Genomic DNA, 13,324 nt, shown 5'->3' with positions numbered 1-13,324 from the left:
TAATCTAGCAAATCCCATACCATTAAAAGCCCTACTTTTTCTGGCGCTTCTATGAGTACTTCCCATTCATATCGTAATTATTCAAACTGATAAATCATTGCAATACCATTTTCACCTATAGGGAATGGTGGGCTATTACAACTAATAAAACCCACCTCTTCATAAGCTAAAATAGCAGGAATATTTTTTTTACCTACACCTAAATAAACTAAGTCAACTTTTCTCTTATTATGCAAGTAATCCATAGAGGCTGGTAATATTTCTTTTGCAACACCTCTACCGCGCCAATCTGGTTCTCCAATTAAAATGCCCATAACAGCCTGCCCATTATTTATATTATCAAATTTCAGGTTGCCAATATGCTCATCAGTTTCTTTACAAAAAACACCTAAAAAAAGTACTTCAGAAGCGAGTAAATGAGCTCTTACATAGGCTTTTAAATCATTTATATTATCTTGTCGGTAAGTGATAAATTTCGATGTAATATTATCTTGTAACCAAGATAAATATCTTGGCCCTACATCTTTCTCAGTGAGCTCTCTTAAATAAAACCTTTGTGTATTAATTCTCAAATTTTTACTCACTTTTTTGTTAAACACTCTACTCTATTACTTTTCGTGTTTACTCTCATAAAATCAAAGCAGAATTTTATATTAATGTTAACACTACAGTTCAAAACTAAAATACCAAACTAACTTAAAATGGATATAGAAATAATTTTCTACCTACTTTTCAAAAATAAAATTATGGTCGCTTAAAGTATTCCAACGCTCTCGATACTGTTCTGGGGCAACTTTTAAGAAAGAAATCCAATGTTCTAAAGCTTCCTTAAAGTACGGAATAATGTTTTTGTCATCACCAAAGTTAAATAACAAACTTATTAACACACTATTGATATAAAGTGCCTCACCCTCAAGTATCAAATAAAGATGAAGGTACTCTTCCCCTGTTCTAAATGACATTAAATACCTTAAGTGGTCAATGATATTTTTCAATGCATCCTCACGATCGTTAATTGGCTGTTCGAGAATTTCAATCATGGTATTACAAATTTGCTCAAAAACATCGAATGATAATAAGTCTGCAAGTGAGGCCTCTAAATTCGGTTTTTTAAAGGAATTTTCTTTTACAAAATTAATGACTTGTTCTTTTGTGGCAGCATCATTTCCTAAAATAATATCAGAGGACCTTACTGGTATAGCACCTTCAATTCTTGCACCATCACTACAGTTATAACATTGCAGGTTGGTACCTGAAAAAGAGTTAATTAGCCTATCCATCTGCTCTTTTCCGGTGAAAAGAAATGGTTCTGTTATAACTGTTTGACCAAAGTTTCCTTCGACTTCAAATTCTGCGCCCATTTTAATAGAATCTAACTTTGAGTTACCCTTATCATCATAGTAAAAACTTGCCTTAGAGTGATGATGGGTTTCATCAACATAACCGTTATCGACACCGAACAAGTAAATATCTAAAAAGCCTAAGTGGGCAAAAAAACTTAACGCTGTATTCCCTACTAAAGGGTTCGAATAACCAATGGTCGGCATTAAGGTTTTTGATTGAAGAAAGATCCCTAGTTGAAAGAGCATAGTACCAGGTTCACTACCTTTTAGTGCTACACCACTCCAACCAAAAAGATCAAGCACCTCAGGGTACATTACATTAAGTACCAAAAGATTAATTTTCTGACGATCTTCTTCAGATATAATTGTTTCTAAAAAATCATATGTTTGTTTTGTCCGCTCAAGAGCAACATGGAAGTCAGGATAAATTCCACGAGCTAGTAAAGCAGTACTAGCAGAATTACAAGCAACAACAATGACTTTATCTTGATGTGCTTTAATAAACTCAATATCTTTATCAAGAGATGGCCCATTAGCTACAATAAAAATCGGAAACTGCTCAATCGATTTAGGCAGCTTAACTGATAAATCTAACATATTAGGGTTTTTTTCAGCTACGCCGATTGAGTGAGCGACACTCATAAGTGCATCATCAAAAAAACCCCAACCCATAAAAAACTGATGAAAGTTATTCTTAATTTTAGAGATTAAATTAGCAACCGATCGAGACTTATAATGTAAATAAAAAAATGAGTTACTAACACTAAAAGCACCAATATTCTTGGCGCGCTGATACAGTGTCTGGTACATATCTTCTTCAGAGTCACCAATTCCTATATATAAATACGAACCATCATCATCAACTTGTTTTAAATACGCATCCCAATCAAACGAAAACAAACTAGCAAAAAAGTAATCTTCATTAGGCTCAAAAATTGTTATATAACTTGCTTTGGTCGCCTCTAATAATGGCTGTAAGTGATAGCCTAAACCTATACCAAAAATGACTTTGCTTGGTATTGCTTTATCAACCAATAAATTTTCCTCAAGTTCATCTTTAGCTTTGTTATAAACCTTTCCTACTTTATTCATAATTCGTACATGTAAAAAGTCAGCGGTATCTTCGATAAACTCAACTGAAGATAGATCAACGCGGCTTAACTCTGGGTTAGCTAACGTTTCTTTAACTTGTGCATTCACTTGTTCAACAGGAGTCTGCGAGTACATAGGGACTTGAGTGTCATAATCTAAAATATTTGCGGTACCATCAGGATTAACGTCTAGTTGAAAGTCTTGTTTTGGATTGTATGCGATAAATCGCTGATAAATGTCAGGGAAATACTTTTCAAACGCACGTAAATTCTGTTCGTAACGAACGTTTGCTTTTTCAGTAAAAGCCTCTTCTAAAGCAATTTTATCTTGAAGTTTTTCAAGTTTGTCTTCTACGTCACGTAAATTTTTTTCTAATGAATCCACAGTACACCTAATATATGTTATAGACTTTTATATGTTATACACTCTAACTGAATTTTATTGCGCTAAGAAAAAAGCAATAAAAAATAAGTTTTGAGAACAATAGTATAAAGCAATAGTTAAGCCAAGCTTATGAATAATATTAGTTAATTACTAGAATTTAACTAATATTTTTGTTATGAGAGTAATATTTGATTGGAATTTAAGCGAATATGGCTTAGGCGCCATAAGCTTTTTTCATTTTAGTCGCAGTTTTCAACGAGGATAATTCTTTAACGATATTTTGTGAGGTAAGTGTCAAATTTTTAACTTCATTCTGTAAGAAGCTATCAATTTCAATTAATAACTCTCTCATCGGTAAATTTTCTTCACTTGGATGTAAAAATATTGTTTTATCAAAGTCTGCACTTGTAAAAAGTGCAGTCATTAACTGCTGTAATTGTGTGATCTGCTCATTTGCTTGTTCAAACTCTTGTGACGATATCATCATTTTTGTTTTTTCAAGAGTTTGACTAAGCTGTTGATGGTTAACCAACATTTGCGGTAGCTGCCCTTTGCTGTTCAGCTTCTACACGAGCTTCCATTGGAATATCGTCCCAAGCAGATTTTATTTCTCTAAACAGTGAAGCCACTTCATCTACCGCTTCAGTGTCTTTGGCTAAGCTTGCATCAATCAAACGCTCCGTCATATATTCATAAAGTGCATTCAAGTTATCAGACACTTCACCACCGACACTAAAATCTAAACTTGATCTTAGCGCAACAATAATAGAACTTGCTTTAGAAAGTGAACGACTCTTTTGTTCATAATCGCCACGTTCTATACTGCCTTTAGCTAACGCTAAACTATCCATAACGCCAACCATCAACATTTGGATTATTTGATAAGGCTCAGCATCGGCCATTTGAGTTTTTGTTGCTTCTTTTTGATAATGCTTTAATTTTAAATTCATAATTAACTCTCTACTTTTAAACCTATCAATACATTAGTGGTTATTTCTCTCTAGTAAAGCCAGGTAAGCTGGCTAATTGCCCACTTAAAAAATCACCAGAGCTTTTCATTTGCGCAATCAATACATCTAAACTTGAATATTGCTTTCTTAAACGAATTTCAAACTGCTCCATGCGATAAGCATGATTGCTTCTATCATTTTCAAGCTGCTTCAATTCAGCATTAAGCGAATCTTCACGAAACTTCATTGCACCATCGCTTTCTAGATAGTTATCTAACAGACCAGAAAATACGGTTGCAATACCATCAGGAGCGGTAAAAATAGTACCTACATCATCATAAGAATCAGTTAACGCATCATTTAAACTTCTCACCAACGAGTCTTTTTCTAAGTTACCTTCTTTACTTAAACCAATACCAACATCATAAAGTGTTTCAAAGTTTCCTGCGCCAGTCACCATGCTAGACAATGTATTCACTAGCTGTGACTTCAAACTTCTCATCGCACTGTCACCATTTAATGCTGCGCCAATCTGAGTGTGATAATCAATAGTATCAATAACATTATTAAACTTTTCTATAAATTCATTAATATTACCTTCAACTGTAGACTTATCTACATCAACAACTAAACCAGCGGTTTCGTTGTTCTCACTTTCTTTTAACGCAGTAATGGTGAGATCTTGAATAGCATTGGTAAACTTATTTGTTTCACTAGAAATTGATATTCCGTCAACTTCAATAATGGCATCATCCGCCATATCTTCCGCTGCAATTTTTAAGCCACCTTGAGAAATACCATCGTTTGCTAACGTTGAGACATTATCTAATTCAGCCGTGTCATTCGTTATAACAAGATCGTTACCTGCGCCTGTTTCATCAGAAGTTAAAACCAATTTTGAAGACGTACCATCATTGATAATATTGGCAGTAACACCAAAGTTGTCATCTGAATCATTTATCGCAACACGAAGCTCTTCTAATGTTGCACCGGCAGCCAAATTAATAGAAAAGTTTTTTCCGCCCGCGGTAAAAGTCAAATTACCACCAGAAGCGGTAACAACATCAGTAGGGTCTGTAAACAGATTATCATCCATAACAGCACGACTACCTTGTGCTAGCTGCATGACTTCAACGTCAAATGAAGCAGTAGTAGATTTTGACGTAGTAGAGACAGAGATTAAATTACCGCTAGCTGGCTGTGTTACCGATGCGGTTCGTTTATTGAAGTTATCTATATCAGCAAGTTTTTCCATTATGCTGTCAAGGCTAGACAACGAAGATTTTATAGCGCCAACACTCGACAAGCTAACGCTTAGCTCTTGCTCTTTTTTAGTAAATTTTGATAATTTGGGTAAGTTCTCAGCATCAACCGTTGCTGAAATAATAGATTCCAGATCAAGTCCTGAGCCAACGCCTGCTGATGTAATTAATGCCATAATAAAGCTACCTCTAATACCAAATATTTATCTTAAGATATCAAGCAGCTTATTAATAAAAAGCTTAAGTTAAAAGCGATTAAACTTCTGAATTAAATAAAGCGCCCGTCTTATTAATACTATCGGCCATATCATTCAAAGCTTGAGTTATCTTTTTAAGATTTTTAGGTGGTATTTCCCTAATGATCTCATCTGTATTTTTATCAACTACTTTAACTATAGGAGGTTCGGCAATATCATCAAACTCAAATATTAAATTAGTGTTTTTTAACGGAAGAAGCTCATTTATTACTTCTAGTGACTGCTCCACTTCTTCTTTATTTTCAGCTGACTCTTTTTCTTGCTCTGCTAATTCGGCTTTTTCCATTTGCTTTTTTTCCAAGATTTTTTCAGCTTGGTTTGCAATGGGTTGGCTCGATGTCTCGTCAAGAGCCCTTTTGTCGACTGATTTTTTATCTGCCAATGCATTATCTGCATTAACCTCTAGACTTTTCAAACCTGATAACGATACTAAGGCTTGATCTGTGGGTACTTGTTCTACAGACATAATACCTCCTACTCCTTCGCAAAAACTAGCAAATATTAAGCCACTAATGAAAAAGAATGCTGAAAACCTGGAAAGAGTATATTACCTCCCAGGTTGATTCTATAGTCGCTTACCTTTAACTAGCCTAATAATGATAAGGCCATTTGTGGTCTTTGGTTTGCTTGACTTAAAACAGAGGTACTTGCTTGTTGCAAGATTTGGTTACGTGTTAACGCAGCCGTCTCCGCAGCAAAATCAGCATCTTTTACACGAGATTTTGCAGCTGATAAGTTTTCAGATATATTAGATTGGTTACGAATAGTTGACTGAAAACGGTTCTGCACCGCACCTAGCTCCGCACGTTTTTTATCAACCACTGCAATAAGTGAATCCATACCCGCTAAGACAAATTGTGCATTACCTTGACTTGATACACTGATACCTGTCGCTTTGAATCGTGTGGCAAAATCATCAGTACCCGCAACAGCGGCACCAGATATCACTGACACACCAGCCGCAAGGGTTGTTAAGCCACTACCAGTTACATTACTGGCAACACCAGCAATACCTGACAAGGTAAAACCACCGTTAGCAGACATAGTTCCGTTCACTGTACCGCCAACATCTTTCATACTAAAGCCAATAGTCTGCACTGCATCAGCACCGACTTGGAATGTTGCATCGTAAGTACCGTCTAGTAGGTTTTGACCACCAAAGGTTGTATCAGAGGCAACGCGGTTAACTTCAGACATCAATGAACGAATCTCTTCTTGGATCGCTAATCTATCATCATCAGTATTTGAACCATTAGCTGATTGTTGCGCCAAAGTTCTGACACGCTGGAACATAGAAGTCATCTCATCCATAGCACCTTCAGCAGTTTGTGCTAAAGAAATACCATCATTGGCGTTTCGATTACCTTGGTTTAAACCGTTAATTTGAGAACTTAAACGGTTAGAGATTTGAAGTCCAGCAGCATCATCTTTTGCGCTGTTAATGCGCATGCCTGACGATAAACGTTGGAATGATGTATCAAGTGCGCTGCCAGTATTGCTTAATTGACGTTGTGCGTTCAAAGAACTGACATTAGTATTTACATAAATAGCCATAGAGCCTCCGCATATTATAAATTCGACTTAGTAATTTGGTACCCCTACCAAAATTAAAAAGCTTTGGGAACTGATTTAAGTTTCCTAGACACTCTATCGACCCACTTTAAAATAGCTTTAACACTTTTTTTAATTATTTTTAATTTCTGACATAATTTTCACATAACTCATTCTAGTTCAGTAAGCTTAAAGCCAGTTGTGGCCTTTGATTGGCTTGAGATAAAATACTACTACTTGCTTGTTGCAAAATTTGAAATTTTGTCAATTTTGCCGTTTCCAAGGCAAAATCAGTATCTTGAATTCTTGATTTAGCTGCTGATAAATTCTCACTATTATTAGATTGATTACGAATAGTAGATTGAAACCTATTTTGCACGGCACCAAGTTCAGCCCGCTTTTTATTCACTACAGCAATGAGTGAGTCAACCCCAGCCAATATAAATTGTGCATTAGCGGTACTAGATATACTAATTGAACTTGCTCTAAATTTAGTAGAAAAGTCATCATTAACACCAATCGCCACCCCTGAAATAGTAGATATACCTTTAGCAAGTGATGTAAGCCCTTGATTATTAATCGTACTGGCTATTCCAGCAATGCCCGACAAAGTAAAGCCGCCATTCATCGTCAAACTATTTACGGCCGCACTTCCCCCAACAGATTTCATATCAAATGACACAACTTGCATCGCATCAGAACCAACCTGAATAGTCGTTGAAAAACTCCCATCCAAAATTTTTTTTTTGGCAAACGTTGTATCATCAGCAATACGATTAACCTCTGCTGATAACGCTCTAACTTCTTCTTGTAATGCTAATCGATCACCGCCTGAATTTGAGCCATTTGATGCTTGGGAAGCTAACGACCTAACTCGTCTAAGCATGGTGGAAACTTCCTCCATAGCTCCTTCAATCGACTGAGTTAAAGAAATGCCATCATTGGCATTTCTATTGCCCTGGTTCAACCCAAGTATTTGTGATGTCAACCGGTTAGCAATTTGCAAACCTGCTGCATCATCAGTGGCACTGTTAATCCTCATCCCTGTAGACAAGCGCTTATAACTTACATCCATTTCGTTAATAGCGCCTGCCATTTTTCGTTGAGAAAATAGGCTACTGATATTAGTATTTACATAGAGAGCCATAGTATCCCCCCACTATAACTCAGTATTAACCTAATAAGCTCAATGCAGCTTGCGGTCGTTGATTCGCTTGACTAAGTATTGTTTGACTCGCTTGTTGTAGTATTTGATTACGTGTCAATGAAGCCGTTTCAGCAGCAAAATCAGCATCTTTAATACGTGATTTAGCTGCCGATAGGTTTTCAGCAATATTAGACTGGTTGCGAATGGTAGATTGGAAACGATTCTGCACCGCACCTAGCTCCGCACGTTTTTTATCAACCACAGCAATAAGTGAATCCATACCCGCTAAGACAAATTGTGCATTACCTTGGCTTGATACACTGATACCTGTCGCTTTGAATCGTGTTGCAAAATCATCAGTACCTGCAATAGCGGCACCAGATATCGCAGACACACCGGCAGCAAGAGTCGTTAAACCACTACCAGTTACATTACTGGCAACACCAGCAATACCTGACAAAGTAAAACCCCCGTTAGCAGACATAGAACCATTCACTGTACCGCCAACATCTTTCATACTAAAGCCAATGGTTTGTACAGCATCAGCCCCCACCTGAAAACTTGCATCATATGAACCATCAAGCAGGTTTTGACCACCAAAGGTTGTATCAGAGGCAACACGGTTTACTTCGGCCATCAGTGAGCGAATCTCTTCTTGAATCGCTAATCTATCTTCATCGGTGTTTGAACCATTTGAAGATTGCTGTGCTAGGGTTCTAACACGTTGAAACATGGACGTCATTTCATCCATCGCACCTTCTGCTGTTTGCGCCAGTGATATACCGTCATTCGCATTTCGGTTACCTTGATTTAAACCATTAATTTGCGACTGAAGACGATCTGAAATCTGCAAACCAGCAGCATCATCTTTAGCACTATTAATTCTTAAACCCGATGACAAACGTTGAAAAGACGTGTCTAATTTTCCGCCAGTATTGGTTAATTGACGCTGTGCGTTCAATGAACTTACATTGGTATTTACATATAAAGCCATAATGGCCTCCTTTGGTTAACGTAATACGTTATTAAATTATTGTTTGAAGACAATAAAGCAAATATAAAAACAATTGCTACAATCACTTACAAACAACGACTACTTTTACTTTTTCAATAAATTTGTAATTAACCTAGTACTAAATAAGGTGTCAAAATAAAGTTGGCACGTTATTAGCTTCATCATTAGTAGCTTGCTTAACATAGCTCGCTATTAATGAGTACTTAATTGCTTTGCAGCCTCCGCGCATACCAGTTAATTTTCATTAATGTGCGCCCTTAACTACTACCCCATTTGTTAAGGGCGCGCCTCCACACTAAACCTTTAGAACCTTGCTCAAAAACACCCTTTTAAGCGCACAACTCCCCCGTAACATATATGTATGCAAATTGCTTTTGTTATTAGCGGCAACACCTTACCGCTATCGAGGAGTTAAAAACTTATTAAATGGTTAAATTTATCCGCTAATCTAATGATTAGCCTAATAAACTTAATGCAGCTTGTGGCCTTTGGTTCGCTTGACTTAAGATAGTTTGACTAGCTTGTTGTAATATTTGATTACGCGTCAATGATGCAGTCTCTGCGGCAAAGTCAGCATCTTTAATGCGTGATTTCGCTGCGGATAAATTCTCAGAGATGTTAGCTTGGTTACGAATGGTTGATTGAAAACGATTCTGTACAGCACCTAGCTCTGCACGTTTCTTATCAACAACAGCAATGAGTGAGTCCATACCAGCTAAAACAAATTGTGCATTACCTTGGCTGGAGACACTAATACCCGTCGCTTTGAATCGTGTGGCGAAATCATCGGCCCCCGTTACAGCGGCGCCAGATATCGTTGAAACTCCCGCAGCAAGAGTCGTTAGACCAGTCCCTGTAACATTACTCGCAACACCGGCAACACCTGACAAAGTGAAGCCACCATTTGCCGACATGGTGCCATTTACTGTTCCACCAACGCTTTTCATACTAAAACCAATAGTTTGTACTGCATCAGCTCCTACTTGAAAGCTAGCATCGTAGGTACCATCGAGTAAGTTTTGACCACCGAACGTGGTATCGGTTGCAACACGATTAACTTCGGCCATTAATGAACGAATTTCTTCTTGAATTGCTAATCTATCTTCATCTGTATTTGAACCATTAGCTGACTGCTGTGCCAAAGTTCTGACACGTTGAAACATTGAGGTTAATTCATCCATCGCCCCTTCAGCTGTTTGCGCTAGAGAGATACCATCATTAGCATTACGGTTACCTTGATTAAGACCTTGAATTTGGGATTCTAATCGGTCAGAAATTTGCAAGCCTGCAGCATCATCTTTAGCACTGTTGATGCGTAGACCTGATGATAAACGTTGGAATGAAGTATCTAACTTACCGCCTGTATTCGTTAACTGGCGTTGAGCATTTAGTGAACTGACGTTAGTATTAACATATAAAGCCATAATGGTGTCCTCAATAATCTTTGTTGGTTCAACGGCTTCGTTGAACCGTTAACTATTTGCTATTACTGCTTTGTCAAAATTATTGCAGTAAAAACATCTCTCAGATTAATGAGTACTAACTTGGCAAGTGCTCCGCGCATACCAGTTAACTTTATATGCCAATTATTTCCTACCCCTAGAAAAGAAGTGACATGAACAAAAAAATAATTTATTTCCTTGTACAAACTCTTTATCGGATAGAAAAAAATTTACTTGAGTCTTTTTTTACTTTTTTTAAGAAAAAGAGTAAAAATAAAAATATAACATTTAAAATCAATCGTTTGAAAAGTTATAAGATATGGTTTCACGTTTTCAATTAGATATTTACTAAGAATTGCAATAATAATTTGAGTTTTGAGTTTTGAGTTTTGAGTTTTGAGTTTTGAGTTTTGAGTTTTGAGTTTTGAGTTTTGAGTTTTGAGTTTTGAGTTTTGAGTTTTGAGTTTTGAGTTTATAAAAGGATAAAAATAAAATACCCAATTAAGTCACTCTTAATTGGGTATTAAAACGATTTAACTAGATTTCTATTAAGGTAATTAACCCTGTAACAGACTTAATGCTGCTTGCGGCCTTTGGTTAGCTTGAGAAAGAATCGTTTGACTAGCTTGTTGAAGTATCTGTGCTCTAGTCAATGTTGCTGTCTCTTTAGCAAAGTCAGCATCTTTAATACGCGATTTTGCTGCTGATAAGTTTTCTGAAATATTAGACTGATTTCGAATAGTTGATTCAAATCTATTTTGCACAGCACCAAGCTCAGCACGTTTTTTATCAACAACGGCAATTAGTGCATCCATACCAGCAAGTACATATTGGGCGTTATCTTGTGAAGAAACACTAATAGATGAGGCAATAAAGCGAGTCGCAAAGTCGTCAGCACCAGTAATAGCGTTACCTGATATTGCTGAAACCCCTGCGGCTAATGTTGTAAGACCAACATTAGACACTGCACTAGCGATACCTGCAATACCTGACAAAGTAAAACCACCATTAGCAGACAAACTGTTAATGACTGCGGTTCCGCCAACATTTTGCATACTAAAACCAACTACTTGTACCGCATCAGCACCAATTTGAAAACTTGCGTTGTAACTACCATCAAGTAAATTTTGCCCACCAAAAGTAGTATCGGTAGCTACACGGTTAACTTCTGCCATCAATGAACGAATTTCTTCTTGTAGCGCTAATCTATCTTCACCTGTATTTGAACCATTCGCAGATTGTTGTGCCAAAGTTCTGACTCGCTGAAACATGCTCGTCATTTCTTCCATTGCACCTTCAGCTGTTTGTGCTAGTGATATACCATCATTAGCATTTCGGTTGCCTTGGTTTAAACCTAATATTTGAGATTGTAAGCGATCTGATATTTGCAAACCCGCGGCATCATCCTTGGCACTATTAATACGTAGACCCGATGATAAACGTTGAAAAGCTGTATCTAAATCACCACCAGATTTGCTCAACTGGCGTTGTGCATTTAATGCACTGATATTACTATTTACATATAAAGGCATAATTTACCCCTGAGTTAAAATGGTTTAAGAAAGATACAACGCTAACTGCATTTTTGTTCGCTATATCATCACTACCGAATATAAAAGCAAGTATTGCGCCAACTTTTAAAAAGTTATGCTTTATCGGATATAATTGAGTAATGATAAGCCTTGAACTTTTGTGAAAGTAAGCTGTGCTGCTTGAAGGGCAACTTCTGACTGCTCTAGGCGTGTCGTGGCTTTATAAAAATCTAAATCTTCAATAGAAGAGCGGCCTTGTTCAAGAGATAGATTACTGTCTAAGTGTCTGCTCTCCTGGCTTTCGATAAGCTGCAAATTAATGCCCGCTTTACCTTGCTGAGCAGAAATGTGACTGGCCGACTCATTGAGCTGACTCAGAATATGGCCATAATCGACTTCATGTTGGCTAGTATTTGCCGCACTACCACCAACCTCTAACCAGTCAATTGCCGCTTTAAGCGTTTCAAAAATACTAACTTCATCATCTTCGTTTAATACGAATTGATCGCCAACGGTTGGGGTACCATCAATAGTGACTTCGACACCATTAAAGCTGAACGCTTGACCCGGTACAAAAGGATCAATGGTGGTTACGCCACCTGCGGTTGAATCAGTAATAACCACTTCTAACTGACCATTATTATCTGCATCTGTAAAATCTAATGTATATCCAGGGGGGAAAGTCGCTATGTCGTAGGCGCCTCTATCAGCAATTAAGGCACGAGATACAGTTGCACCACCCACGTTGGTATTATAACTAGGGCTAAAATCGCCAATAGTATTATTTATCTTTTCAAAAGCTCGATCGCCCGATTGATTATTATCAACCAAGATATTATTACTAATTGCCAATTGGTTGACACCATTATCACCTTGATAGATTACTGAGTTATCAGCTTGAATAGCAAAGGGCTGTGTCTCTATTTGATACCCTGAAAAAATATACCCGCCCGTTTCATCTTTGGTATTTGCTATATCTAATACTTGCGTAAGATACTGTTTCATTTGCTCCGCAATGGACAACCTATCGTCATCAGTCAAAGCACTATTATTCGCTTGAATAAATCGCTGCTTAGCCTGTAACAACGTTTCTTGAACGAGCGAAAATGAAGTTTCAGTAAGAGCATTATGGTTTTTACTTTGGGTAATATTTCGATTGTATTGTTCAATGCGGTTCATACCGTCTTTATAGCCAGATAAACTACCAAATGATACTGCATCATCTTTTGCCGTTAATACTCTTTTTCCGCTAGAAATATAGGCTGTTTGCTCATTTACATCTGAACTTTTGTTCATCATGTTTAAGCTGCTTTGGTGGTAAAACTGTGCAGTTGATACACGCATAAAAA

The 13,324-nt window shown here is 37.1% G+C and carries 12 protein-coding genes; all 12 read right to left on the bottom strand.

Annotation, left to right across the window (positions count from 1 at the left end; all coding sequences use genetic code 11):
* Positions 1–77: 77 nt before the first annotated feature.
* Positions 78–599 (bottom strand): GNAT family N-acetyltransferase, encoded by a 522-nt coding sequence (locus D1094_RS09850; RefSeq protein ID WP_118959941.1) that lies wholly within the window; start codon positions 597–599, stop codon positions 78–80.
* A 126-nt stretch (positions 600–725) separates the two neighbouring features.
* Complete coding sequence (locus D1094_RS09845; protein ID WP_259337900.1) at positions 726–2,819, bottom strand: 6-hydroxymethylpterin diphosphokinase MptE-like protein; 2,094 nt, start codon at positions 2,817–2,819, stop codon at positions 726–728.
* Between the two features lie 214 nt (positions 2,820–3,033).
* Positions 3,034–3,354, bottom strand: coding sequence for a hypothetical protein (locus D1094_RS09840; protein ID WP_118959939.1), 321 nt, complete (start codon positions 3,352–3,354; stop codon positions 3,034–3,036).
* A complete protein-coding gene (gene fliS / locus D1094_RS09835; protein ID WP_404851474.1) occupies positions 3,344–3,769 on the bottom strand; it encodes a flagellar export chaperone FliS in 426 nt (141 codons plus the stop codon). The genes D1094_RS09840 and fliS overlap by 11 nt, the downstream gene beginning before the upstream one ends.
* Before the next feature lie 40 nt (positions 3,770–3,809).
* Positions 3,810–5,207: a flagellar filament capping protein FliD gene (gene fliD, locus D1094_RS09830; protein WP_118959937.1), complete on the bottom strand. Its 1,398-nt coding sequence runs from the start codon at positions 5,205–5,207 to the stop codon at positions 3,810–3,812.
* A gap of 79 nt (positions 5,208–5,286) precedes the next feature.
* A complete protein-coding gene (locus D1094_RS09825; protein ID WP_118959936.1) occupies positions 5,287–5,754 on the bottom strand; it encodes a flagellar protein FlaG in 468 nt (155 codons plus the stop codon).
* Between the two features lie 119 nt (positions 5,755–5,873).
* The gene (locus tag D1094_RS09820; protein ID WP_118959935.1) at positions 5,874–6,842 is read right to left on the bottom strand and encodes a flagellin; all 969 of its coding nucleotides are present in this window, start codon (positions 6,840–6,842) and stop codon (positions 5,874–5,876) included.
* 172 nt (positions 6,843–7,014) lie between these two features.
* A complete protein-coding gene (locus tag D1094_RS09815) occupies positions 7,015–7,986 on the bottom strand; it encodes a flagellin (protein ID WP_118959934.1) in 972 nt (323 codons plus the stop codon).
* 25 nt (positions 7,987–8,011) lie between these two features.
* The gene (locus tag D1094_RS09810; RefSeq protein ID WP_118959933.1) at positions 8,012–8,980 is read right to left on the bottom strand and encodes a flagellin; all 969 of its coding nucleotides are present in this window, start codon (positions 8,978–8,980) and stop codon (positions 8,012–8,014) included.
* Between the two features lie 476 nt (positions 8,981–9,456).
* Positions 9,457–10,425 carry a flagellin gene (locus D1094_RS09805; protein WP_118959932.1) on the bottom strand — a complete coding sequence of 323 codons (969 nt, stop codon included), beginning with the start codon at positions 10,423–10,425 and terminating at the stop codon, positions 9,457–9,459.
* 575 nt (positions 10,426–11,000) lie between these two features.
* On the bottom strand, positions 11,001–11,975 hold the full coding sequence (locus D1094_RS09800) for a flagellin (RefSeq protein ID WP_118959931.1): 975 nt from the start codon (positions 11,973–11,975) through the stop codon (positions 11,001–11,003).
* Positions 11,976–12,095: 120 nt separating this feature from the next.
* Positions 12,096–13,319: a flagellar hook-associated protein FlgL gene (gene flgL / locus D1094_RS09795; protein WP_118959930.1), complete on the bottom strand. Its 1,224-nt coding sequence runs from the start codon at positions 13,317–13,319 to the stop codon at positions 12,096–12,098.
* Between the last annotated feature and the right edge of the window lie 5 nt (positions 13,320–13,324).

It is taken from the genome of Colwellia sp. RSH04, assembly GCF_003545765.1.
Lineage (GTDB): Bacteria > Pseudomonadota > Gammaproteobacteria > Enterobacterales > Alteromonadaceae > Colwellia.
This window is presented reverse-complemented; position numbering and strand designations above follow the sequence as displayed.